The following is a 23,015-nucleotide window of genomic DNA, read 5'->3' on the forward strand; positions in this document are numbered from 1 at the left end:
GCGTGGGCCGAACCCCGACCGGGGTTCGGCCCACGGTCGTCTCCGGAGGCGGCTTTTGCACTGCGTACCGCTACCGGTACGGTCGGTCCCGCCGGGTGACGACCGCCCGGCGGGCGCACCCCGCGCACCCCGCGCACGCGCGGCACACCGGAAGGGTCAGCGATGGCGATCGCCAAGGCAGAGCGGCTGATGAATCTCGCCCTGTGCCTGATGAACACCAGACGTCCGCTCTCCAAGAAGGAGCTGCGGGAATCCATCGAGGCGTACCGCGAGGCCTGGCAGAACAGCAGCGAGGACGCCTTCAACCGGATGTTCGAGCGGGACAAGGACGACCTGCGCGAACTCGGCCTGGTGATCGACGTCGACGAGAGCGCCCTGGACGGCGAACTCGGCTACCTGGCCCGCGCCGACCGCAACCGGCTGCCCGAGATCGCGCTGGACGCCGAGGAGGCGGCCGCGCTGACCCTGGCCGCCCGGGTCTGGCAGCAGGCCAAGATGTCCGGCGCGGCCAGCGGCGCGCTGCAGAAGCTGCGCGCCGCCGGGGTGCCGTTCGCCGAGCCCGAGGGCCGGACCGCCCTGGAGCCGCGCATCCCCGCCCGGGAGGCCGCGTTCGAGCCGCTGCTCACCGCCGCCCGGGACCGCCGCCCGGTCGGCTTCGAGTACCGCAAGGCCGGCGCCGCCGCCGGCGAGCTGCGCACCGTCGAGCCGTGGGCGCTGGAGTGCTGGCGCGGGCACTGGTACCTGGCCGGGTGGGACCGCGACCGCGGTGACGCCCGGGTGTTCCGGCTCAGCCGGATCACCGGCAAGGTCCGGGCCAGGACCGGCGCCTTCCTCGGCACCGTGCCCGAGCACGTCGACGTCCGTGCCACCGTCGCCAAGTTCGCGGGCGAGGGCGCCACCGCCACCGCCACCGTCCGGGTCCGCCGGGGAGCGGGCTTCCCGCTGCGCACCAAGGCGCTGAGCAGCGCGCGGGTGGACGACGGCTGGGACGAGCTGGAGATCCCGTACGGCAACGGGCTGGGTGCCGACCTCGCCGAGTTCGGGCCGGACGTGCTGGTGCTCGGGCCCGAGGAGCTGCGGGCCGACGTGATCGACCGGCTGCGGGCCGTGGCCGGGCTGGACGTGGTGAACGGAAGCGGAGGGGTTCAGGCGTGAGCAACGCGATCGACCAGACGCGGCGGATGCTGTCGCTGGTCACCTACCTGCGCGAGCGCCCCGGCGCCGAGGTCGCCGAGGTGGCCCGCGCGTTCGGGATCTCCGAGCGCGAGCTGATCGGGGACCTCAACGTGCTGCCGATGTGCGGCACCAGCTTCCGCGGCGGCGACCTGCTCGACATCGACACCGACGGCGAGCGGATCTGGTGGCACAACGTCGACGACGTGGCGCAGCCGCTGCGCCTCGCCGCCGACGAGGCCACCGCGCTGCTGGTCGCCGCCCGTGCGGTGGCCGGGCTGCCCGGCCTGCGGGCCGGCGACCGGGAGGCGCTCACCCGGGCCGTCGTCAAGATCGAGAACGCGGCGGGCGAGAGCGCCGCCGGCAGCGCCCGGGTCGGCGTGACCTTCGAGGCCGAGGGTCACGTGTTCGCCGACATCGACCGCGCGCTCAGCGAGGGGCGCCGGCTGTGGCTGCGCTACTACTCGCACGGGCGCGGCGGGATGACCGAGCGCGAGGTCGACCCGATCCGGCTGCTCACCGAGGGCCACACCTACCTCGAGGCCTGGTGCCGCACCTCCGAGGACCACCGGATGTTCCGGCTGGACCGGGTCGCCGAGATCCGGGTGCTGGACGTCCCCGCCGACCCGCCGCGGCGCGAGCCGCGCGACCTGAGCGGCGGGCTGGTCAACCCGTCCGCGGACGACCCCGAGGTCGTCGTCGAGGTCTCCTCCGGCGGGCGCTGGGTGGCCGAGTACTACACCCACGACCGGGCCGAGGAACTGCCCGACGGCGGGCTGCGGATCACCCTGCGCAGCGCCGACCCCTCCCAGCTGCGCCCGCTGGCGCTGCGGCTGGGCCGGGACGGCCGGATCGTCTCGCCGCCCGGGCTCGCCGGGCAGGCCCGCGCGGCCGCCCTGGAAGCGCTGGCCGCGTACGGGGAGCAGACCGTCGCCGACGGGGAGGGGCGGGTCTGATCGGTGGAGCCCGGGACCAGATTCAAGGTGTACTGCTCCGAGTGCCGGGAGAAGGTCGAGCTCCCGGCGGACGAGTTCCGGCTGACCCTCGGTCGCACCCCGGCCCAGGCGCACTACAGCTTCGGCTGCCCGCTCTGCGGGGCGGCGGTGCGCAAGCCGGCCGGGGAGAAGATCGTTGCGGCGCTGGTCGGGGCCGGTGTCCGCACCATGCGGCTCGTCCCGGCCGAGGGGTAGCGGGCGCTCTCCCGCGGACCCGGCTGGGGGGCCGGGCCCGATAGGGTGGGGCGCATGTCCTGGATGCTCGTCGCCGCCGTCCTGCTCGCCACCGCGGGCCTGCTGGTCCTCGGGGTGCTCGCGATCCGGCTCTGGCTGGACGTGCGGGCGCTGGCCAAGGGCGTGGACGCGGCCGCGCGGGCGCTGGCCGAGGCGGCGGGGGAGCTGGCGGAAGCCGTACCGGGCCGGTAGGGCCGTCCGGTGGCGCCCTTCCGCCAGGGCCCGCCCGGTGAGACCGTCCGGTGGCGCCTGTTCGGTGGCGCCGGTTCGGTAGCACAGGAGGGCCGTCGGTGGTACGGGGGCTGCTGCGGGGAGGCTGGGGCGGGTTACGCTCTCAGATGGCTCCTGCAGATGGCTCCTGAACTGCGAACCGGGGCCGCTGTCCTGTTCGGGCGGCCGTCGTCGTGGCGTCATCCGCAGCGGTTACCATCCGCGGCGGGGGGCCCGACGGGTCTCCATGAGTGAAGGTGGTCGCGCAATGCGCATCTCGATGACCGCGATCGTGGTGGTCGTGATTTTCGCCGTTCTGCTGTTCGGCGCCAAGCGGCTGCCCGACCTGGCTCGCTCGCTCGGGCAGTCGATGCGGATCCTGAAGAGCGAAACCAAGGCCATGCGCTCGGACGGTGCCGAGGAGGACGCCGCCGCGACGCCGCCTCCGGCGCCCCGGGTCGACGGCGGTTCGGCGACGACCGCGGCCAGGACCATCCAGGCGGCTCCGGGCGCCTCGGGCACCGCCCGCCCGGTGGCCGAGCCCGCCGCCGGGCCGTCCGCGGCCGACGGCGACCGCCCGCACTGAGCGCGGCGCACGTGACGAACGCGACCACGGAGGCCCGTCGACCGGCGGGCCTCGACGCACGAGTTGAGGACCGGGGTTGAGCAAGCTCTCCAAGGCGTCGAAGGCGTCCAAGGATCCTGAGGGGCGGATGGCCCTCACCGACCACCTGCGGGAACTGCGCAACCGCGTGGTCAAGTCGGTCCTGGCGATCGTGGTGATCACCATCGTGGCGGCGGTCTACCACCGGCAGATCGAGAACTTCCTGTTGGAGCCGCTGCCGCGCTGCACACCGGAGACCGCCGACCAGTTCAAGGGCAAGTGCGCCCAGGTCTCCAACATCGGTCTGACCGCCGGTTTCACCTGGATGCTCAAGGTGTCGCTGACGGCCGGCGTGGTCGCGACCGTGCCGATCTGGCTCTACCAGGTCTGGGCCTTCGTGGCGCCCGGTCTGCACCGGCACGAGAAGAAGTACGCCGTCATCTTCATGCTGTGCGGGGCGCCGCTCTTCCTGGCCGGTGTGGGCTGCGCCATCCTGGTGCTGCCGACCACCGTCGACGTGCTGATCTCGTTCACCCCGGACAAGACCACGCCGATCCTGCCGCCCGAGGACTACCTCGACATCGCCACCCGGATGGTGCTGGTCTTCGGCCTGGCCTTCGAGTTCCCGCTGCTGCTGGTCATGATGAACATGGTCGGCATGGTCAGCGGCAAGCGGCTGCTCGGCTGGTGGCGCGGCATGGTCATGGGCATCACGGTCTTCGCCGCCTTCGCCACCCCGAGCGCCGATCCGGTGAGCATGCTCACGCTGGCCGCGCCGATCTGGGCGTTCTACTTCCTCGCGGTGGGCATCGCGATCTTCAACGACAGGCGCAAGGAGCGCCGCAACCCCGACGCCGGGCTGAGCGACGAGGAGGCCTCGGAGCTGGACCTCTCGGTGCAGCCGGTGGCCGGTACGGAGATGGTCCAGGCCTCGGCCGCGCCGACGGCGGGCGCCCCGGTGCCGGCCGCCCGTCACGAGCAGATCGACGACATCACCTGAGCCGGTAGCGCGTCCTGAGGCCCCGGCCCGCCGCCCGACGCGGTGGGCCGGGGCCTTTGCGCTGCTCCGGCCCGGTTTCGGGATTCGGCGGGTGGTCTTGGCATGGTTGATGGCATGTGACATATTACTGACGTGCTCAAGACCCAGAGACCTCCCCTGGATGTCGTCGTGGTCGGCGCCGGCGTGGTCGGCGCCGCCTGCGCCTACTACGCGGCCCGCGCCGGGCTCACCGTCGCCGTCGTCGACCGCGGGCCCGTGGCCGGCGGCACCACCGGCGCCGGCGAGGGCAACCTGCTGGTCTCCGACAAGGAGCCCGGGCCCGAACTCGACCTCGCCCTGCTCAGCACCCGGCTCTGGCACGACCTCGCCGAACACCTCGGCGCGGCCGTCGAGTACGAGCCCAAGGGCGGCGTGGTGATCGCCTCCACCCCGGCCGGGCAGGACGCCCTGCGGGCCTTCGCCGTCGGCCAGGCCGCCGCCGGCGTCACCGCCGAGGAGGTCGCCGCCGAGCGGCTGCACGAGCTGGAGCCGCACCTCGCCCCCGGCCTCGCCGGCGGCTTCCACTACCCGCAGGACGCCCAGGTCCAGCCCGCCCTCGCCGCCGCCCACCTGCTGCGCGAGGCCCGCCGGATGGGCGCCGAGCTGATCACCGGGGAGACGGTGACCGCCGTGCACCGGGGGCCGGACGGCGCCGTGCGCGGGGTGCGGACCGACCGCCGCCGACTCGACGCCCCCGCCGTCGTCAACGCGACCGGCACCTGGGGCGGCGAACTGGCCCGGCTGGCCGGGGTGCACCTGCCGGTGATGCCCCGCCGCGGCTTCGTCCTGGTCACCGAGCCGCTGCCGCGGATCGTCCGGCACAAGGTCTACGCCGCCGACTACGTCGCCGACGTCGCCAGCGGCTCGGCCGGGCTCCAGACCTCCGCCGTGGTCGAGGGCACCCCCGGCGGGCCCGTGCTGATCGGCGCCAGCCGCGAACGGGTCGGCTTCGACCGCACCCTCTCCCAGGAGGTGCTGAGGCGGCTCGCCGCCCAGGCCGCGGCGCTCTTCCCGGTGCTCGCGGACGTCACCGTGATGCGCACCTACCGGGGCTTCCGCCCGTACCTGCCGGACCACCTGCCGGCCATCGGCGAGGACCCCAGGGCGCCCGGGCTCTACCACGCCTGCGGGCACGAGGGCGCCGGCATCGGGCTGGCCCCGGCGACCGGCCTGCTGATCAGCGAGCAACTGACCGGCAAGCAGCCGGAGCTGGACCTCGCACCGTTTTGCCCGGACCGCTTCCCGGCGGACGCCGGGGGCTGAGTCGCGGCTCCTCGACCGCCGTTGCCCGCCTACCGACTGCCCTCGCTCTGTCGATCGCCCCCGTCGTGCCGATCGCCCCGTCGTGTCGACCGCCCCGTCGTGTCGATCGCCCTCGTTCGTCGACCAACCCCGGAACGGAGAAGCCGCCGATGCGCCGCACCCCCGCCGACCTGGTCCGGGCCGAACCCGGCCCCGCCCACCACATCGAGTTCGACGGGCGACCCGTCCCGGCCCTGCCCGGACAGTCGATCGCCGCCGCGCTCTGGGCCGACGGCGTGCTCTCCTGGCGCACCACCCGGGTCGGCGGCCGCCCGCGCGGGGTGTTCTGCGGCATCGGCGCCTGCTTCGACTGCCTGGCCACCGTCGACGGCCGCCCCAACCAGCGCACCTGCCTGCTCCCCGCCGACCCCGGCACCACCGTCACCACCCAGGAGGGCCACGGCCGTGCCGACCTCGCCGTCTGACCGGGCCGCCGCCGAAGCGGCCCGACGCCCCGACCTCGCGGTGATCGGCGCCGGCCCGGCCGGGCTCGCGGCCGCCGTGACCGCCGCCGACCTCGGGCTGCGCTGCGTCCTGTTGGACGCCGGCCGCAGCACCGGCGGGCAGTACTACCGGCACCCCGCGCCCGGCCTCGGCGCCGCCCGCCCGGACCGGCTCCACCACGGCTGGTCCGTCTACACCGGACTGGCCGACCGGCTCGCCGCGCACGAGCGGGCCGGGCGGGTCCGCTTCCTCGGCGGCCACCAGGTGTGGGCGCTGGAGCGGACCGGCGACGGCTTCGCCGTGCACGTCACGCGCGGACCGGAGGCCACCGACCGGGCCACCGTCCCGGCCGCGGCCGTGCTGCTCGCCACCGGCGCGTACGAGCGCCAACTGCCGTTCCCCGGCTGGACCCTGCCCGGAGTGGTCACCGCGGGCGGCGCCCAGGCGATGCTCAAGGCCGGGCTGGTGCTGCCCGGGCGGCGGATCGTGGTGGCCGGCAGCGGGCCGTTGCTGCTCGCGGCGGCGTCCTCGCTGGTCACCGCCGGGGCCGAGGTGCCGGCGGTCGTCGAGGCCACCGACTACCTCGGCTACGCCCGGCGCCCCGGCGCCCTGGCGGCCGTCCCCGCCAAGCTCGTCGAGGGCGCCGGCCACGGGAGCACGCTGCTGCGGCACGGCGTGCGGCTGCGCCCGCGCAGTGCCGTCGTCGAGGCGCACGGGACCGAGCGGGTCACCGCCGTCACGGTGGCCCGGCTGGACGCCGACTGGCGGCCGGTGCCCGGCACCGAACGCCGGATCGCCTGCGACGCCGTCGCCGTGGGCCACGGGCTGCTGCCGCAGATCGACCTGGCCACCGAACTGGGCGCGGCCACCAGGACCGCCCCGGACGGCGCCGTCGGGCTCCGGGTCGACGCCCGGCTGCGCACCACCGTGCCCGGCCTCTGGTCGGCCGGGGAGACCAACGGCGTCGGCGGCGCGGACCTCGCGATCGTGGAAGGCGAACTGGCCGCGCACGCCGTGGCCGACCGGGTACCGAAGCCCGCACTGCTGCGCCGCCGGGCCCGGCTGCGGAACTTCGCCGACCTGATGGCCGCGGCGCACCGGCCCGGCCCCGGCTGGACCGGCTGGCTGCGCCCGGACACCGACGTCTGCCGGTGCGAGGAGGTGTCGGTCTCGGCGATCCGGGAGGCCGTGGACGAGCTGGGCGCGGGCGATCCGCGCACCGTCAAGCTGCTCACCCGGGCCGGGATGGGCTGGTGCCAGGGTCGGATGTGCGGTCCGGCGGTGGCCTGCCTGGCCGGCTCGGGTGAGCCGGGGCCGGACCGGCGGCCGCTGGCCTGCCCGGTGCCGCTGTCCCAGCTGGCGGCCGGGTCGTCAGGGTCGTCAGGGCCGTCAGGGTCGTCAGGGCCGTCCGGGAGGTTCGGGCCGACCGGCGAGGACGCCGACACGGCCTGAGGTCCGTCGAACACGCGGGCCGGGGACTCTTGTCTCCGGCCCGTCTCCTCTAATAAAATGTCACACCTCACCAAGGAGCTCACCGTGTCCAACACCCCCCACGACACCGCCCGGCCCTGGCGCGGCATCATGGTCGCCACCACGATCCCGCTGCGCCCGGACCTCTCCGTCGACTACGACGCGTACGCCGAGCACGTCCGCTGGCTGATCGAGTCCGGCTGTGACGGCGTCGTCCCCAACGGCTCGCTGGGCGAGTACCAGACGCTCACCGCCGAGGAGCGCGCCCGTGTCGTCGAGGTGGCCGTCGAGGCGGCCGGCGACGGCTCCCGGGTGATGCCCGGCGTGGCCGCCTACGGCAGCGCCGAGTCCCGCCGCTGGGCCGAGCAGGCCGCCGAGGCCGGCGCCGGCTCCGTGCTCCTGCTGCCGCCGAACGCCTTCCGGGCCGACCACGCGTCCGTCCGGGCGCACTACGCCGACGTCGCCAAGGCCGGACTGCCCGTCGTCGCGTACAACAACCCGATCGACACCAAGGTCGACCTCGTCCCCGCGCTGCTCGCCCAACTGCACGGCGAGGGCTCGATCGTCGCGGTCAAGGAGTTCAGCGGCGACGTCCGCCGGGCCTACGAGATCGCCGAACTGGCCCCCGGGCTGGACCTGCTGATCGGTGCCGACGACGTGCTGCTGGAACTGGCGCTGGCCGGCGCGGTCGGCTGGATCGCCGGCTACCCGAACGCCCTGCCGGAGGCCAGCGTCGCGCTGTACCGGGCCGCCGTGGCGCACGAGCTGGACACCGCGCTGCCGCTGTACAAGTCGTTGCACTCGCTGCTGCGCTGGGACTCCAAGACCGAGTTCGTCCAGGCCATCAAGCTGTCCATGGACATCGCCGGGCGCCCGGGCGGCCCCGTCCGCCCGCCGCGCCAGCCGCTGACCCCGGACATCGAGGCGGCCGTCCGCGCGGCCACCGAGAAGGCGCTGGCCGAGGGCCTGGCATAACCGGGAGACCTCGCCGCCAGGCCGGCTGAGGGGGCAGCCGGCCCGGCCCCACCCCACCCGATCCCACCCGATCCCACCCGATCCCACCCGATCCCGCGTACGGTCAGCTCCTCCGTACGCCCACTCCGACGGGAGTCGTCAGAGCCATGCGCAGCCGTCACGTGTTCCACGCCGTCGACTCGCACACCGAGGGCATGCCGACCCGGGTCATCACCGGCGGCTTCGGCGTCATCCCCGGCGCCACCATGGCCGAGCGCCGGGCGCACTTCCAGCAGCACCTGGACCACTTCCGCACCCTGCTGATGTACGAGCCGCGCGGCCACGCGGCGATGAGCGGCGCCATCCTCCAGCCGCCGACCCGGCCGGACGCCGACTTCGGCGTGCTCTACATCGAGGTCTCCGGCCTGCTGCCGATGTGCGGCCACGGCACCATCGGCGTCGCCACCGTGCTGGTCGAGACCGGCATGGTACCGGTGGTCGAACCGGTCACCACGGTGCGGCTGGACACGCCCGCCGGGCTGGTGATCGCCGAGGTGCGGGTCGAGGACGGCGCCGCCACCGCCGTGACCATCCGCAACGTGCCGTCCTACTCGGCCGCCCTGGACGCCAAGATCGAGGTGCCCGGGTACGGCACGATCGGCTACGACCTGGCGTACGGCGGCAACTTCTACGCCGTCCTGCCGCTCGCCGAGTTCGGGCTGCCCTTCGAGCGCGAGCGCAAGCAGGACATCCTGGAGGCCGGACTGGCCCTGATGGCCGCCATCAACGCGAGCCCCGACCGCCCGGTGCACCCGGAGGACCCGTCCATCCACGGCTGCCACCACGTCCAGCTGCTCGCCCCCGGCTCCACCGCCGAGCACTCCCGGCACGCGATGGCCATCCACCCCGGCTGGTTCGACCGCTCGCCCTGCGGCACCGGCACCTCGGCCCGGATGGCGCAGCTGCACGCGCGCGGCGAACTGCCGCTGGGGCGCGACTTCCGCAACGACTCCTTCATCGGGACGACCTTCATCGGGCGCCTGGTCGAGGAGACCGAGGTGGCCGGGCGGCCCGCCGTGGTGCCCACCGTCACCGGGCGGGCCTGGGTCACCGGCACCGCCCAGTACTTCCTCGACCCGCGTGACCCGTTCCCGGCCGGGTTCCTGCTGTAGAGCGGTTCGAAGCTGTCCGAAGCTGTTTTGAAAGAGGAGCCGGCCTCGCGGGAGGGGCCCGCTCAGACGTCCGCTGAACCACCTTCGAAGGGCTGCTGGTCGTGACCATCACCTCGTACAACCCCGCCGACCCCGCGGACCTCGTCGTCGCCGTCGAGGAACCCGGCGCCGAAGCCGTCCGGGCCGCCGTCGCCCGGGCCCGGGCCGCCCAGCCCGGCTGGCTCGCGGCCGGCGCGGGCGCCCGGTCCGCGGTGCTCGGCCGGGTCGCCGAAGCGGTCGAGGCGCACGCGGACGAACTGGCCGGGCTGATCGTGCGCGAGGTCGGCAAGCCGCTCGCCGAGGCGCGCGGCGAAGTCGCCCGCACCGCGGCGATCTGGCGCTACTACGCGCAGGCGCCGTTCGCGCCGTCCGGGGCGGTGCACGAGACCGCCGCCGGGCCCGGGCTGCTGCTCACCCGGCGCCGCCCGTACGGCGTCGCCGGGCTGATCGCGCCGTGGAACTTCCCGCTGGCGATCCCCACCTGGAAGGCCGCGCCGGCGCTGGCGGTCGGCAACACCGCGGTGCTCAAGCCGGCGCCCGAGGCGACCGCCTGCGCGCTGCGGCTGGCCGAACTGGCCGCCGGGGCCGGGCTGCCCGAGGACGTGTTCACCGTGCTGCCGGGCGGCGCCGAGGAGGGCGCGGCGCTGGTCGACACGGCCGACGTGATCTCCTTCACCGGCTCGACCGGCGTCGGCCGGGCCGTGGTGCGGGCCGCCACCGAGCGCGGCGTCCCGGTGCAGGCCGAACTCGGCGGGCTGAACGCCGCGCTGGTGCTGCCGGACGCCGACCTCGCGCAGGCCGCCGCCCACCTCGCCGCCGCCATCGCCGGGTACGCGGGGCAGAAGTGCACCGCCACCAGCCGGGTGATCGCGGTCGGCGCCGCGTACGAGCCGCTGCGCGACGCCCTGGTCAAGGCGCTGGAACTGGTCGACGACGCGGCCTGCGGGCCGGTCATCAACGCCGCCGCCCGGGACCGGCTGACGGCCGCCGTCGACTCGGCCGTCGCCGCCGGGGCCACCCTGCTCACCGGCGGCCGGGCGCCCGAGCGGGACGGCTGGTACCTCGAACCCGCCCTGCTCACCGACGTGCCGGCCGAACACCCGCTGGCCCGCGAGGAGTTCTTCGGCCCGATCGCGCTGCTGCACGCCGCAGCCGACCTCGACGAGGCGATCGCGCTCGCCAACGACACCCCGCACAGCCTCTCCACCTCCGTGCACACCCGCAGCCTGGACGTGGCGCTCGCCGCCGCCGACCGGCTGGACGCGGGCATGATCCGGGTCAATGCGCCGTCCAGCGGCGTCGACTTCCACCTGCCGTTCGGCGGCGCCAAGGGCGCCGCCCACGGCGAGCGCGAACAGGGCCAGGCGGCGCTGGACTTCTACACCGTCAGCCGCACCGTCAGCCTGCTGCCGGGCGGGGGCGCGTGATGCTCGTCCGCACCGTCGACTACCACGCGGCCGGTGAGCCGTTCCGGATCGTGCTGGACGGCGTGCCCGCGATCCCCGGCGACAGCGTCGCCGAACGGCGGGCCATCGCACTCGGCGCCGGCGGCAGCGCGACCGCGCCCCGGCCGAGCGCGCTGGACGACGCCCGGCAGCTGCTCAGCCGTGAACCGCGCGGCCACGCCGGGATGTACGGCGGGTTCCTGGTGCCGCCGGACGACGACGAGGCGCACTTCGGGGTGCTGTTCTGGCACAAGGACGGCTACTCGACGGCCTGTGGGCACGGCACCATCGCGCTCGGTGCCTGGGCGGTGGACTCCGGACGGGTCGCGGCCCCCGCCGACGGCGTGGCCCGGGTGCGGATCGACGTGCCGTCCGGCCGGGTCACCGCGCTGGTGCACCGGGCCGGCGGGCGGACCACCGGCGTGACCTTCCGCAACGTGCCCACCCGGGTCGCCGCTCTGAAGTTGCCGTTGGCCACTTCACGGGGCACCGTGGAGGTCGCGGTGGCGCACGCGGGCGCCTGCTACGCCTCCGTGCCGGCGGCCGCCCTCGGCCTCGCGGTCGAGCCCGCGCAGCTGCCCGAACTGACCGCCGCCGGGCGGGAGATCAGGGAGCTGCTGGCCGGTGCGGCGGCGGTGGCGCACCCGAGCGACCCGCTGCTGTCGGGGGTGTACGGGGTCATCCTGTTCGACGAACTCGTCTCGGAGGACGGCGTGTTGAACCAACGGAACGTCACCGTCTTCGCGGACGGGCAGATCGACCGCTCGCCCTGCGGCTCCGGGACCTCCGCCCGGCTGGCCGTCCTCGCCGCCGAGGGCCGGCTCGCGCCGGGGGAGGAACTGCGGCACGAGTCCGTCATCGGGACGGTCTTCACCGGCCGCGTCCTGCCCGGCGGCGACCCGCTGGACGGCGGCGTCGTCACCGAGGTCACCGGCAGCGCGCACCGCACCGGCGAGCACGCGTTCGTCCTGGAACCGGACGACGAGCTGGGCGCGGGGTTCCTGCTGTGACGGCTCCCGCGAACCCGCCCGTGGACCCTTCTGCGCGGCCTCATGCGTCGTCTCATGTGCCGCCTCCTGTGCCGCCCGGTACGGCGGCTGAGCCGCTCCAGTACGCCGTGCCGGGCGTCGGCGGGGTCGGGCCCGCGGCCGCGGTGGCGGCGATCGAGCGGGTGCTGCTCGACGGGTTCGACCCGGAGCCCGCACCGGCCCGCTCGGCCGTCCCCGTCCCGGCCGGCGAACTGCTGATGATGCCGGCCGCCGCCGGCCCGTACGCCGGGGTGAAGATCGCCGGGGTCGCGCCCGCCAACCCCGGCCGGGGGCTGCCCCGGATCACCGGCAGCTACCTGTTGCTCGACGGGCCCACCCTGCAGCCGCTCGCCCTGCTCGACGGCGCCGCGCTCACCGCGCTGCGCACGCCCGCCGTCACCGCCGTCGCGCTGCGCCGGCTGGCCGCGCCGGACGCCGAACACCTGGTGCTGTTCGGCTCCGGGCCGCAGGCGTACGGGCACCTGGACGCCCTGCTGGCCGTCCGGCCGCTGACCAGGCTCACCGTGGTGGCACGGGACGCCGGCCGGGCCGGGGCCCTCGCCGCGTACGGGCGCGGCCTCGGGCTGGCGGCCGGGGTCGGCGGGCCGGAGGCCGTCGCCGAAGCGGACCTGGTGGTCTGCTGCACCACCGCGCGCACGCCGCTGTTCGACGGCGCCCTGGTGCCCGCGCACGCCGCCGTCGCGGCCGTCGGCTCGCACGAGCCGGACGCGCGGGAGGTGGACGAGGTACTGGTCGGGCGGTCCGAACTGTACGTGGAGGCGCGGACGGTGGCCGCGCGCGAGGCCGGCGACCTGATCATGGCGGGCGTGGCCGGCCGGCAGCTGTGGAACCTGGCCGAGCTGGTGCGCGGCGACGCGCTGGTGCCGGATGGGCGGCCGCGGTTCTTCAAGAGCGTCGGCATGGCATGGGAGGACCTGGCGGTCGCGGCGGAGGTCTACCGGCAGGGGTAGGCGCCGGGCACTCCCGGCTGCCAGGGTCGGCGCGGCCGGAGGGCAGGTGTCCGAATCGCGAAATGTTGCGCACTCAACGTAACGTGACATTGTACGCTGGTGTTCTGCACCCACCCGGAGGAACACCATGGCCGACCTCAAACCCCGCACCCTGATCTCCGTACAGGAGCGGCTTCGCGACCAGGTCGCCCACGCGCTCCGGGCGGCCCTGATCTCCGGCGAACTGCGCCCCGGCGTCGTCTACTCCGCACCCGCGCTCGCCGCCGACTTCGGCGTCTCCGCCACCCCCGTCCGCGAGGCCATGCTCGACCTCGCCCGCGAAGGCCTCGTCGAGGCCGTCCGCAACAAGGGCTTCCGGGTCACCGAGCTCACCGAGCGTGACCTCGACGACTACACCGAGATCCGCGCCCTGATCGAGGTCCCCACCGTCGGCCGGGTGACGCGGACGGCGACCAGGGAGCAGCTGGAGCGGCTGCGTCCGCAGGCCGAGGAGATCGTCGCGGCCGCGCGCAAGCACGACCTCATCGGGTACCTGGAGGCCGACCGGCAGTTCCACCTGGACCTGCTGGGGCTGGCCGGCAACGCCCGGCTGGTCGACGTCGTCAGCGACCTGCGGAAGCGCTCGCGGCTGTACGGCCTCAACCGGCTCGACGAGCGCGGCGAGCTGACCTCCTCGGCGGAGGAGCACCTGGAACTGCTCGACCTCATGCTGGCCGGCGACGCCGAGGCGGCCGAGGCCTGCATGACCCGCCACCTCAGCCATGTCCGCTCGCTGTGGGCGGGGCAGGACGAGGCGGCGGAGGAGGCCCGCCCGGCGCTGAAGCTGCGGGCGCGGTAGGGGCTAAACCATCCGTTCGGGTGAAGACTGGGGACTGGGCGTCGGAAGGTGCTTGCGTCCTACGATGATGTTCTCGACATCGGCAGCCAGGAGGAAATCCATGTCCGCCGCAGCAGTGGAAGAACCCATGGGGCAGCCGACGCTGCTCGAAGCCGCCGAGCTGATCTCCAGCCAGTTCGCCGGGCACCGGGTCGAGATCGTCGGGAGCCAGATCACCGTGACGCCGCCGCCGAACGCTTCGCACGGCAAGTCGCTGAGCCGCCTCATGCGTGTGCTGTTCGCGGCCGGCCTCGACGGGGACGAGGTCGACGTCATTCAGGGCGTTGGCATCTGGCTGCCGGATGGGCCGTCGGACTACGCCGTTCCCGACCTGGCGATCGTCGATGCCGACATCGATGACCACTTGATCGAGTACAACTGTTACGACCCGGCGGTCTTCCGTCTCGTGGTGGAGGTCACGTCGTCCAACCTCAGTGACGACCTGAAGAGAAAGCCCTTCGTCTACGCCGCCGCCGGAGTACCCGTCTACGTGATCGTGGACCGGACGAACCAGCGGGTGATGGTGCTCACCGACCCGCAGGACGGCGAGTACCGCGTGCACGCCGTCCACCACCCGGGGCAGTCGTTCACCCTGCCGGAGTCGATCGGGGCGTCGGTGACGCTCTCGGTGGACGACGTGCTGGCGGCGAAGAAGTAGCTCAGGCCGCTGCCGGGACGGTCAGGCGGCCGTCGTGGACTTCGGCGATCCGGTCGACGGCCGTCAGATGGGTGCGGTCGTGGGTGACCAGGACGGTGGCGGTGGCGCGGCGGTGGGTGAGGTCGGTGATGAGGTCGAGTACGGCGGCGCCGCGTTCGTGGTCGAGGGCGCTGGTGGGTTCGTCGATCAGTAGGACGGTGGGGTCGTTCATCAGCGCGCGGGCGATGTTGACGCGCTGGCGCTGACCGCCGGAGAGCTGGTGCGGGCGGCGGGCGGCCTGGTCGCGCAGGCCGACGGCGGCCAGCAGGTCCAGGGCCCGGGGGAGGGCGGTGCTCGGGGAGCGGCCGTCCAGGTGGGCCATCACCTGGAGCTGTTCGACGGCGGTGAGCGAGGGCAGCAGGTTGGCCTGCTGGAAGACGATGCCGATCCGGGTGCGGCGCAGGGCGGTGAGTTCGGCGCGGCCGAGTCCGCTGGTGTCGGTGCCGTCCAGCACGACCCGGCCGGAGTCCGGGCTGATCAGGGTGGCGGCGACCGCCAGCAGGCTGGACTTGCCGGAGCCGGACGGGCCGACGACGGCCGTGATCGAGCCCTTGGGGACGGTCAGCGACACGTCGTCCAGCGCCGTGAGCCGGCCGTCGCCGTCCGGGTAGGTGAGGGTGATGCGGTCGAGGGTCAGGCTCATCGGGCACTCCCCAGGGCGGTCAGCGGGTCGACGGAGGTGATCCGGCGGATGGACAGGGCGGCGCCGACCGCGCCGAGCGCGATCATGACGGCGGCGGGCAGCAGCAGGGTCGGCGCGTCGAGGACGAAGGGGACGGCGGAGCCGATCAGCGCGCCGGCGCCCAGGGCGAGCGCGGTGCCGGCGGCGGTGCCGAGCACCAGCAGCAGGACGGCCTGGCCGAGGGCGTCGCGCAGCAGGTAGCGGGTGGAGGCGCCGAGGGCCTTGAGCACCGCGACGTCGCCGCTGCGCTGGATCGTCCAGACGGTGAAGAAGGCGCCGATCACCAGGGCCGAGATGGCGAACAGGAAGCCGCGCATCAGCTGGAGCGAGCCGTTCTCGGAGGTGTAGGAGCCGATCGCGGCGAGGGCGTCGTCGCGGGTGCGGGTCTCGGTGCCGTGGCGGGCGTCGGCGCCGTGCAGGTCGGCGCCCTTGGCGGTGGTGAGCGCGATGACGGTCGCGTGGCCGGTGCCGCCGGGGGCGGCCTGCTGCCAGTCGGCGAGGCTGGTCCAGATCACCGGGGTGTGGCTGTACGCGGCGTCGCCGTCGACGGCCGCGACCCGGAGGCGGTGGCCGGCCAGGGTGAAGTCGGCGCCGGGGGCGAGGTCGCCCAGGTTCTCGGCGGCGGTCTTCGACAGGACGGCCTGGCCGGGGGCGATCCGGGCGCCCTGCGGGGCCAGCGCGGAGCCGTCCGGGACGCCGAAGGCGGACAGCGCGGTGGTGCGGGTGCCGGCGGCGGCCTTGGTGGTGGTGATGCCCAGCGGTTGGGCGGAGGTGACGCCCGGCTCGGCCGCCCAGGCCTGCCACTGCTCGGGGGTGACCTGGGAGTCGGTGAAGGAGAGCTTCTGCCCGTCGGCGGGCTCGCCGAACACCAGGTGGTCGGCGGGCAGGCCGGTGATCGCGGAGATGTTCTGCCGGCCGAGTCCGGCGGTCAGTCCGGACAGCAGACCGACCAGTACGGTGATCAGCACGATGACGGTCCCCATCAGGGCGAACCGCCCCTTGGCGAACCCCAGATCCCTCCAGGCGACGAACACGGTGGGCCTTCCTGCTGAACGAGTGCTTCCGACGCTTCCACCGTCCCGGAGAAGGGGCCCCGCGGGCATCGCACCGCGGATTGCATCCTCGGCATCAAAGGGCAGAAGCGGAGTTCAACCTTTTGATTGATGCCGGGGCCCGGTCCGGAACCTAGGCTGGACGGATGGCGACCGAACGATCCCGCACCACCCCCGTCGCCCGCGTCCTCCAGGTCTGCCTGCACCTGCTCGTGGCGGGTCTGCTCGCCCTGGCCGTCGCCCGCGCCGTCGTCGGCCGCGGCGACCCACTGCCCGTCGCCGCCGCGGCCACCGCGATGGCCGCCGTGTACGCCGTCGGCCCCCGGCTGGCCGCCGTCCGCCGCTCGCGCCGGGCCGCCGCGCTGTGGCTGGCGCTGCTCGGCGTCACCTGGGTGGGCGTGCTGATCGCCACCCAGGACGGGGTGTGGCTGGCGTTCCCGCTGTACTTCCTGGAACTGCACCTGCTCGGGCGGCGCGGCGGCCTCACCGCCGTCGGGCTGACCGCCGCCACCGCCATCGCCGCCTGGTCCTGGCACCAGCACACCTTCAGCCTGCCCGCCGCGATCGGACCCGCGCTCGGCGCGGCCGTCGCCACCGCCACCGTGCTCGGCTACCAGGCGCTGTACCGGGAGAGCGAGGAGCGCCGCCGGCTGATCGACGAACTCACCGCCGCCCGCGCCGACGCCGCGGCCGCCCACCACACCGCCGGGGTGCTCGCCGAACGCGAGCGCCTCGCCCGGGAGATCCACGACACCCTCGCGCAGAGCCTCAGCTCCATCCAGCTGCTGCTGCGGGCCGCCCAGCGGGCCCTGCCGGAACGCACCGAGGCCGCCTCCGGGTACGTCGAGCAGGCCCGGCAGGCAGCCCAGGACAACCTGGACGAGGCCCGGCGGTTCGTCCGCGCGCTCACCCCGCCCGCGCTCGACGGCGACCCGCTGCCGGTCGCGCTGGAACGGCTGTGCGCCACCACGGCGGCGCACAGCGGCCTGCCGGTGAAACTGCACGTCTCCGGGGACCCGGTACGGCTGCCGGTGCCGCAGGAGGTCGCGCTGCTGCGGATCGCGCAGTCCGCGCTCGGCAACACCGTCCGGCACGCGCACGCCTCGCACGCCGAGGTGACGCTCAGCTACATGGAGGGCGAGGTGGCGCTGGACGTGTTCGACGACGGGGCCGGCTTCGACCCGGCGGCGGTCGCCGGGCGCAGCGGAGGGGACGGCGGGTTCGGGCTGCCGTCGATGCGGGCCCGGGCGCGGGCGCTCGGCGGCACCTTCACGGTGGAGTCGGCGCCCGGCGGGGGCACGGCGCTCGCGGTGCAGCTGCCGGTGACGGAGGGCGGGGCGTGAACGGGCGCAGTGACGGCGGGCGGGGCGACGGCCGGCGGGGCGAAGGCGGGCGGGGTGTGATCGGGCGGAACGAGGGAGGGCAGGGCGTGAACGAGCGGAGTGACGGCGGGAGCGGGAGCGGCGCGGTGATCCGGCTGCTGCTGGCGGACGACCACCCGGTGGTGCGGGCGGGGCTGCGGGCCGTTCTGGAGGGCGAGCCGGACTTCACCATCGCCGCCGAGGCCGCGACCGCCGAACGGGCCGTCGAACTGGCCGCGGCGGGCGGGGTCGACGTGGTGCTGATGGACCTCCAGTTCGGGCCCGGCTCGGCCATGAACGGCGCGCAGGCGACCGCCGCGATCACCGCCCGGCCGGGTGCGCCCCGGGTCCTCGTCGTCACCACCTACGAAACCGACGCCGACACCCTGCCCGCCCTGGAGGCCGGCGCCACCGGCTACCTGCTCAAGGACGCCCCGCCGGAGGAACTGGCCCAGGCCGTCCGGGCGGCCGCCGCGGGCCGCTCGGCGCTGGCGCCGAGCGTCGCCGACCGGCTGCTGGAACGGATGCGGACGCCGGCGGCGGCGCTCAGCGCGCGGGAGACCGAGGTGCTGGGGCTGGTCGCGGACGGGCTGACCAACCAGCAGATCAGTCAGCGGCTGCACCTGAGCCAGGCCACGGTGAAGTCCCATCTGGTGCACGTCTACACCAAGTTGGCGGTGGACTCGCGGACGGCGGCGGTGCGGGCGGCGCGCGGGCGGGGGCTGATCCGCTGAGCGTAGGGTGGGCCCGGTCCGAACCGTTTCCCGGAGTGGAGGACCCCGGTGGCCGTGCGTCTCGATGAACTTTCCGTGCCGGTGATCGGCGCGCCGATGGCGGGCGGGGCGTCCACCCCGGAGCTGGTGGCGGCGGTGAACCGGGCCGGCGGGCTGGGGTTCCTCGCCGCCGGGTACCGGAGCGCCGCCGCGATGGCCGAACAGGTCGCGCTGGTCAGGGAGTCGACCGGTGGGCCGTTCGGCGTGAACCTGTTCGTCCCGGCCCCGCCCGGCGATCCGGCGGCCGTCGCCGCCTACCGGGAGCGGCTGCGGCCCGAGGCCGAGCGGTGGGGCGTGGCGCTGCCCGAGGAGATCGGGCCGGACCGGGACGACTGGGAGGCCAAGCTCGCCGTGCTGCTGGCCGACCCGGTCCCGGTGGTCTCGTACACCTTCGGCCTGCCGACACCGCAGGAGGCGGCGGCGGTCCGCGCGGCCGGGTCGTTCCAGGTCGGCACCGTCACCACGCCCGCGGAGGCGCGGGCGGCGGAGGCGGTCGGGATGGACGCGCTGTGCGTGCAGGGCCCGGAGGCCGGCGGGCACCGCGCCACCCACCGGATCGGGGACGAGCCCGGCGACGTCCCGCTGCTGGAGCTGCTGCCCGCCGTCCGGGCGGTGACGGCGCTGCCGCTGATCGCGGCCGGCGGGCTGGGCGACGGCCCGGCGGTCGCGGCGGCGCTGCGGGCCGGCGCGGCGGCGGTGCAGCTGGGGACGGCCCTGCTGCGCGCCGACGAGGCCGGCACCTCGGCCGCGCACCGGGCGGCGCTCACCGAACTCCCGGAGACGGCCGTCACCCGGGCCTTCACCGGCCGCCCGGCCCGCGGCCTGCGCAACGCCTTCATCGACCGCCACGGCCCGTACGCCCCGCCCGCCTACCCCGAGGTGCACCACCTCACCCAGCCGCTGCGCGCCGCCGCGACCCGCCGCGCCGACCTCCGGTCCATGCACCTCTGGGCCGGCACCGCCCACCACCTCGCCCGCACGGGCCCGGCGGCGGACCTGATCGCGGAGCTGTGGGCGGCGGCACGGGCGGTGTGAGCAACCGCTCCCCGGGCTCAGCCGAGGAGGTCGGCCATCCAGGATTCGATGGCGGGGGCGGTGCGGGGGAGGGCGTGGGACATGAGGTGGGCGCCGTCGGGGGTGATGACGAGGTCGTCCTCGATGCGGATGCCGAGGCCGCGGAGTTCGAGGGGGAGGGTTTCGTCGTCGGGCTGGAGGTAGAGGCCGGGCTCGACGGTGAGGACCATGCCGGCTTCCAGGGTGCCGTCGAGGTAACGGTCGGCGCGGGCCCTGGCGCAGTCGTGGTAGTCGAGGCCGAGCATGTGGCCGCTGCCGCAGAGGGTGTAGCGGCGGTGGAGGCCGTTGTCCTCGGCGAGGGACTGCTCGGCGGGGATGCGCAGGACGCCCCAGTCGGCGAGGCCTTCGGCGATGACCCGCATGGCGGCGTGGTGGAAGTCGCGGAAGCGGGCGCCGGGGCGCAGCGCGGCGATGCCGGCGCTCTGGGCGGCGAGGACGAGGTCGTAGGCCTGCCGCTGGACGGGGGTGAAGGTGCCGCTGAGCGGGAGGGTGCGGGTGATGTCGGCGGCGTAGAGGGTGTCGGTTTCGACGCCGGCGTCCAGCAGGAGCAGGGAGTTCGGGTCGAGGGCGCCGTCGTTGCGGATCCAGTGCAGGACGCAGGCGTGGGCGCCGGAGGCGGCGATGGTGGTGTAGCTGGTGCCGTTGCCTTCGGCGCGGGCGCGCAGGTCGAAGACGCCCTCGATCCAGCGTTCGCCGCGGGGGTGGCGCAGGGCGGTGGGCAGGGCGCGGACGACGTCCTGGAAGCCGGTGACGGTGTGGTCGACGGCGAGTTGCAGCTGGCCGATCTCCCAGGTGTCCTTGACCAGGCGCAATTCGGCGAGGACGGCGGCGAGTTCGCCGTCCCGCGCGGTGTGGGCGCCGGGGCGTCCGGTGCTCTCGTCGACGAGGGGGTCGGTGCCGGCGAGGACGCGGGTGGGCGGCTGGGGGCCGGTGAGGAGTTTGTCGAGGTCGTCGAGGTGTTCGGTGCGCAGTCCGGTGAGTGCGGCGGCTTCGGCGAGGTCGGGGCGGCGGCCGACCCAGAACTCGCCGTAGCGGCGGTCGCGGTAGAACTCGGTGCCGTTGGCGTGCCCCCCGCGGGGGGAGCGGGGGCGCAGGTACAGGACCGGCTCGTGGCCGTGCGGGCCGGTCGGTTCGAGGACGAGGACGTGGTCGGCCTGGTCCTCGCCGGTGAGGCCGGTGAGCCAGGCGTAGGCGCTGTGCGGGCGGAAGCGGTGGTCGAGGTCGTTGCAGCGGACCTTGAGCCGGCCGGCGGGGACGATCAGCCGCTCGCCGGGGAAGGCGGCGGAGAGGCGGGCGTGGCGGCCGGGGAGGCGGTCGCGGCCGGGAACGCGCTGGTCGGCGGGGAGGGGGGTGGCGGCCCAGCGGGTGCCCATGAAGGCGTCGAGGGCGGGGGAGACGGGGAGGTCGTGGCTCCCGGTGTTGAGGCCGGTCTGGCGGAGGGTCACCGGTGAACTCCTAGGAGGTGCGGGGGTGGTGTGGCCCGGACACAGCTCGGTAACGGGGGGCGTCACCTCTTGTGCAGTGCAATTTCACATTACTATGTTACGGGTCACACCGCGGAGCGGCCAGATCTCGAAGGTCTCCTCCCGGTCGGGTCCCGGATCACCTCCCGGGGCGGACCACGGGCTTCACGGCAGGCCCCCCACAGCGGAGTTGCACATGACCAGGCGCACCCACGCCGCCCTCGCGGCGGCCCTCGCGGCGACCCTCACCCTCGGCCTCGGGGCCTGCAAGAACGACAAGAGCGACAGCGGCGCCGACGCGGCGGCGGGCAGCACCAAGGGCCCGGGGGCGGAGTCCGGGTCGATCGTCGGTGGCACCCCGGTCAAGGGCGGCACCCTCACCGTCCTGTCCAACCAGGACTTCGCCCACCTCGACCCGGCCCGCAACTGGGTGGTGCCGCACATGGACTTCGGCACCCGGTTGATCTACCGCACCCTGACCACCTTCAAGTCCGAGCCGGGCGCGGCCGGCAGCGAGATCGTCCCGGACCTCGCCACCGACCTGGGCAAGTCCAGCGAGGGCGGCAAGGTGTGGACCTTCACCCTGAAGGACGGCCTCAAGTACGAGGACGGCACGCCGATCAAGTCCGCCGACATCAAGTACAACGTCGAGCGGTCCTTCTCCCCGGACCTCACCGGTGGCCCCGACTACGCGGCCCAGTACCTGGCCGGCGGCGAGAGCTACAAGGGCCCGCTGAACGGCGAGCACCTGGCGAGCATCGAGACCCCCGACGACAAGACCATCGTCTTCCACCTGAAGCGCCCGGTCGCCGAGTTCTCGGACACCGTCACCCTGCCGACCTTCTCCCCGGTGCCGCAGGCCAAGGAGAAGGGCACCCAGTACGACGCCCGGCCGTTCTCCTCCGGCCCGTACAAGATCGAGACCTACGACCGCGGCAAGCAACTGGTGCTGGTCCGCAACGACAGCTGGGACCAGGCCACCGACACCGTCCGCAAGGCCTACCCGGACCGGATCGTGGTCACCCAGGGCATCAAGGGCGGCCAGGCCGACGACCGGATCATCGCCAGCGACGGCGCCGACGCCAACGCCATCAACATGCCCTGGATGCAGCACGAGACCGTCGCCAAGGTGCTGCCCAAGGCGGACGTCAAGTCCCGCATGGTCGCCGAGCAGACCGGCTGTACCGACATGCTCTACCTGAACACCGCCAAGGCCCCCTTCGACGACCCGAAGGTGCGCGAGGCGATGATGTGGGCGGTCGACCGCGAGGCGCAGGTGACGGCCTTCGGCGGTCCAGCGGTGACCGACGCGGCAACCTCCTACCTGCCGCCGTCGCTGACCGGCGGCGTCAAGTCCGACCCGCTGAAGATCCCGGTGGCCGGTGACCCGGAGAAGGCCAAGGCGATGCTCAAGGACGCGGGCAAGACCGACCTCAAGGTCTCGCTCACCGTCTCGCTCGGCGACAAGACCCGTGCCGAGGCGATCCAGCAGTCGCTGGCCAAGGCCGGCGTCCAGGTCACCGTCAACACCACGGACCCGTCCGCCTTCGCCGACACCATCGGCGACACCAAGAACGCCCCCGAGCTGACCCTCAACGGCTGGTGCCCCGACTACCCCTCCGGCGCGACCTTCCTGCCGTTCCTCTTCGACGGCCGCACCATCAAGGAGAAGGGCAACCAGGGTAACTACAGCCAGTTCAAGGACCAGGCCACGATGGACCGGATGGACCAGATCGCGGCCATGACCGACGTCGACGAGGCCGGCAAGGCCTGGCAGCAACTGGACCAGGACCTGATGAAGAAGGCCCCGGCCGTCCCGCTGCTGTGGGAGCGCCGCCCGCTGCTGGTGGGCACCAACGTGGCCGGCGCGTTCGGCAACGCGGGCTTCGCCGGGATGATCGACCTGGCCACGGTCGGCCTCAAGGACCCCGCCAAGGGCAAGTGAGGGACCACCAG

Annotated in this window: 23 protein-coding genes; 20 read left to right on the plus strand and 3 right to left on the minus strand. The window is 74.5% G+C overall.

What is annotated here, in order from left to right; genetic code table 11:
- Positions 1 to 162: 162 nt before the first annotated feature.
- The 16 genes from ACIQVZ_RS08275 (at position 163) to ACIQVZ_RS08350 (ending at position 14,615) form a co-directional block, all read left to right on the plus strand.
- Positions 163 to 1,155, plus strand: a complete 993-nt coding sequence (locus ACIQVZ_RS08275) for a WYL domain-containing protein (RefSeq protein WP_350877984.1) — start codon at positions 163 to 165, stop codon at positions 1,153 to 1,155.
- 26 nt (positions 1,156 to 1,181) lie between these two features.
- Entirely contained in the window at positions 1,182 to 2,129 is a 948-nt protein-coding gene (locus tag ACIQVZ_RS08280; protein WP_350878052.1) for a WYL domain-containing protein, read from the plus strand.
- Positions 2,130 to 2,156: 27 nt separating this feature from the next.
- Positions 2,157 to 2,363 (plus strand): hypothetical protein, encoded by a 207-nt coding sequence (locus ACIQVZ_RS08285; RefSeq protein ID WP_350877983.1) that lies wholly within the window; start codon positions 2,157 to 2,159, stop codon positions 2,361 to 2,363.
- A 54-nt stretch (positions 2,364 to 2,417) separates the two neighbouring features.
- Positions 2,418 to 2,594, plus strand: a complete 177-nt coding sequence (locus ACIQVZ_RS08290; protein WP_350877982.1) for a hypothetical protein — start codon at positions 2,418 to 2,420, stop codon at positions 2,592 to 2,594.
- 286 nt (positions 2,595 to 2,880) lie between these two features.
- On the plus strand, positions 2,881 to 3,198 hold the full coding sequence (gene tatA / locus ACIQVZ_RS08295) for a Sec-independent protein translocase subunit TatA (RefSeq protein WP_350877981.1): 318 nt from the start codon (positions 2,881 to 2,883) through the stop codon (positions 3,196 to 3,198).
- A 127-nt stretch (positions 3,199 to 3,325) separates the two neighbouring features.
- A complete protein-coding gene (tatC, locus tag ACIQVZ_RS08300; protein WP_402448406.1) occupies positions 3,326 to 4,216 on the plus strand; it encodes a twin-arginine translocase subunit TatC in 891 nt (296 codons plus the stop codon).
- A 132-nt stretch (positions 4,217 to 4,348) separates the two neighbouring features.
- Positions 4,349 to 5,518: an NAD(P)/FAD-dependent oxidoreductase gene (locus ACIQVZ_RS08305; protein ID WP_402448126.1), complete on the plus strand. Its 1,170-nt coding sequence runs from the start codon at positions 4,349 to 4,351 to the stop codon at positions 5,516 to 5,518.
- 149 nt (positions 5,519 to 5,667) lie between these two features.
- Entirely contained in the window at positions 5,668 to 5,982 is a 315-nt protein-coding gene (locus ACIQVZ_RS08310) for a (2Fe-2S)-binding protein (protein ID WP_402448128.1), read from the plus strand.
- A complete protein-coding gene (locus tag ACIQVZ_RS08315; RefSeq protein WP_402448130.1) occupies positions 5,963 to 7,453 on the plus strand; it encodes an NAD(P)/FAD-dependent oxidoreductase in 1,491 nt (496 codons plus the stop codon). The genes ACIQVZ_RS08310 and ACIQVZ_RS08315 overlap by 20 nt, the downstream gene beginning before the upstream one ends.
- A 57-nt stretch (positions 7,454 to 7,510) precedes the next feature.
- Positions 7,511 to 8,446, plus strand: coding sequence for a dihydrodipicolinate synthase family protein (locus ACIQVZ_RS08320; RefSeq protein WP_402448132.1), 936 nt, complete (start codon positions 7,511 to 7,513; stop codon positions 8,444 to 8,446).
- A 146-nt stretch (positions 8,447 to 8,592) separates the two neighbouring features.
- Positions 8,593 to 9,597, plus strand: a complete 1,005-nt coding sequence (locus ACIQVZ_RS08325; protein WP_402448134.1) for a proline racemase family protein — start codon at positions 8,593 to 8,595, stop codon at positions 9,595 to 9,597.
- A gap of 95 nt (positions 9,598 to 9,692) precedes the next feature.
- Positions 9,693 to 11,063, plus strand: coding sequence for an aldehyde dehydrogenase family protein (locus ACIQVZ_RS08330; RefSeq protein WP_402448407.1), 1,371 nt, complete (start codon positions 9,693 to 9,695; stop codon positions 11,061 to 11,063).
- Entirely contained in the window at positions 11,063 to 12,091 is a 1,029-nt protein-coding gene (locus ACIQVZ_RS08335; protein WP_350877975.1) for a proline racemase family protein, read from the plus strand. Before ACIQVZ_RS08330 ends, ACIQVZ_RS08335 begins: the two co-directional genes overlap by 1 nt.
- Positions 12,092 to 12,159: 68 nt before the next feature.
- Positions 12,160 to 13,080: an ornithine cyclodeaminase family protein gene (locus ACIQVZ_RS08340; protein WP_402448136.1), complete on the plus strand. Its 921-nt coding sequence runs from the start codon at positions 12,160 to 12,162 to the stop codon at positions 13,078 to 13,080.
- A 127-nt stretch (positions 13,081 to 13,207) separates the two neighbouring features.
- A complete protein-coding gene (locus tag ACIQVZ_RS08345) occupies positions 13,208 to 13,918 on the plus strand; it encodes a GntR family transcriptional regulator (protein WP_402448137.1) in 711 nt (236 codons plus the stop codon).
- Positions 13,919 to 14,018: 100 nt separating this feature from the next.
- Positions 14,019 to 14,615, plus strand: a complete 597-nt coding sequence (locus ACIQVZ_RS08350; RefSeq protein WP_402448139.1) for a Uma2 family endonuclease — start codon at positions 14,019 to 14,021, stop codon at positions 14,613 to 14,615.
- 1 nt (position 14,616) lies between these two features.
- Here the strand turns inward: ACIQVZ_RS08350 and ACIQVZ_RS08355 are convergent, their stop codons facing one another.
- Positions 14,617 to 15,297 carry an ABC transporter ATP-binding protein gene (locus ACIQVZ_RS08355; protein ID WP_402448140.1) on the minus strand — a complete coding sequence of 227 codons (681 nt, stop codon included), beginning with the start codon at positions 15,295 to 15,297 and terminating at the stop codon, positions 14,617 to 14,619.
- Positions 15,294 to 16,370, minus strand: coding sequence for an ABC transporter permease (locus ACIQVZ_RS08360; protein ID WP_402448141.1), 1,077 nt, complete (start codon positions 16,368 to 16,370; stop codon positions 15,294 to 15,296). Before ACIQVZ_RS08360 ends, ACIQVZ_RS08355 begins: the two co-directional genes overlap by 4 nt.
- 164 nt (positions 16,371 to 16,534) lie before the next feature.
- Between ACIQVZ_RS08360 and ACIQVZ_RS08365 the strand changes: the two genes are divergently transcribed.
- From ACIQVZ_RS08365 to ACIQVZ_RS08375, 3 genes are all read left to right on the plus strand, one after another.
- On the plus strand, positions 16,535 to 17,731 hold the full coding sequence (locus ACIQVZ_RS08365; protein ID WP_402448143.1) for a sensor histidine kinase: 1,197 nt from the start codon (positions 16,535 to 16,537) through the stop codon (positions 17,729 to 17,731).
- A gap of 86 nt (positions 17,732 to 17,817) precedes the next feature.
- Entirely contained in the window at positions 17,818 to 18,483 is a 666-nt protein-coding gene (locus tag ACIQVZ_RS08370) for a response regulator transcription factor (RefSeq protein ID WP_402448145.1), read from the plus strand.
- 54 nt (positions 18,484 to 18,537) lie between these two features.
- On the plus strand, positions 18,538 to 19,557 hold the full coding sequence (locus ACIQVZ_RS08375) for a nitronate monooxygenase (RefSeq protein ID WP_402448147.1): 1,020 nt from the start codon (positions 18,538 to 18,540) through the stop codon (positions 19,555 to 19,557).
- A gap of 17 nt (positions 19,558 to 19,574) precedes the next feature.
- Here the strand turns inward: ACIQVZ_RS08375 and ACIQVZ_RS08380 are convergent, their stop codons facing one another.
- A complete protein-coding gene (locus ACIQVZ_RS08380; RefSeq protein WP_402448149.1) occupies positions 19,575 to 21,041 on the minus strand; it encodes an aminopeptidase P family protein in 1,467 nt (488 codons plus the stop codon).
- Between the two features lie 214 nt (positions 21,042 to 21,255).
- Here ACIQVZ_RS08380 and ACIQVZ_RS08385 point away from each other — a divergent pair, with 214 nt between their 5' ends.
- Complete coding sequence (locus ACIQVZ_RS08385) at positions 21,256 to 23,004, plus strand: ABC transporter substrate-binding protein (RefSeq protein WP_402448151.1); 1,749 nt, start codon at positions 21,256 to 21,258, stop codon at positions 23,002 to 23,004.
- Positions 23,005 to 23,015 lie beyond the last annotated feature (11 nt).

Source organism: Kitasatospora sp. NPDC098663 (assembly GCF_044760075.1).
In the GTDB taxonomy this organism is placed as follows: domain Bacteria; phylum Actinomycetota; class Actinomycetes; order Streptomycetales; family Streptomycetaceae; genus Kitasatospora.

Excerpts from the sequence above, each read along its gene's own strand:
- ACIQVZ_RS08275 (WP_350877984.1), top strand. The coding sequence starts at position 163 with ATGGCGATCGCCAAGGCAGAGCGGCTGATGAATCTCGCCCTGTGCCTG.
- ACIQVZ_RS08280 (WP_350878052.1), top strand. The coding sequence starts at position 1,182 with ATGCTGTCGCTGGTCACCTACCTGCGCGAGCGCCCCGGCGCCGAGGTC.
- ACIQVZ_RS08290 (WP_350877982.1), top strand. The coding sequence starts at position 2,418 with ATGTCCTGGATGCTCGTCGCCGCCGTCCTGCTCGCCACCGCGGGCCTG.
- tatA (WP_350877981.1), top strand. The coding sequence starts at position 2,881 with ATGCGCATCTCGATGACCGCGATCGTGGTGGTCGTGATTTTCGCCGTT.
- tatC (WP_402448406.1), top strand. The coding sequence starts at position 3,326 with ATGGCCCTCACCGACCACCTGCGGGAACTGCGCAACCGCGTGGTCAAG.
- ACIQVZ_RS08310 (WP_402448128.1), top strand. The coding sequence starts at position 5,668 with ATGCGCCGCACCCCCGCCGACCTGGTCCGGGCCGAACCCGGCCCCGCC.
- ACIQVZ_RS08320 (WP_402448132.1), top strand. The coding sequence starts at position 7,511 with ATGTCACACCTCACCAAGGAGCTCACCGTGTCCAACACCCCCCACGAC.
- ACIQVZ_RS08325 (WP_402448134.1), top strand. The coding sequence starts at position 8,593 with ATGCGCAGCCGTCACGTGTTCCACGCCGTCGACTCGCACACCGAGGGC.
- ACIQVZ_RS08335 (WP_350877975.1), top strand. The coding sequence starts at position 11,063 with ATGCTCGTCCGCACCGTCGACTACCACGCGGCCGGTGAGCCGTTCCGG.
- ACIQVZ_RS08345 (WP_402448137.1), top strand. The coding sequence starts at position 13,208 with ATGGCCGACCTCAAACCCCGCACCCTGATCTCCGTACAGGAGCGGCTT.
- ACIQVZ_RS08350 (WP_402448139.1), top strand. The coding sequence starts at position 14,019 with ATGTCCGCCGCAGCAGTGGAAGAACCCATGGGGCAGCCGACGCTGCTC.
- ACIQVZ_RS08355 (WP_402448140.1), bottom strand. The coding sequence starts at position 15,297 with ATGAGCCTGACCCTCGACCGCATCACCCTCACCTACCCGGACGGCGAC.
- ACIQVZ_RS08365 (WP_402448143.1), top strand. The coding sequence starts at position 16,535 with ATGGCGACCGAACGATCCCGCACCACCCCCGTCGCCCGCGTCCTCCAG.
- ACIQVZ_RS08385 (WP_402448151.1), top strand. The coding sequence starts at position 21,256 with ATGACCAGGCGCACCCACGCCGCCCTCGCGGCGGCCCTCGCGGCGACC.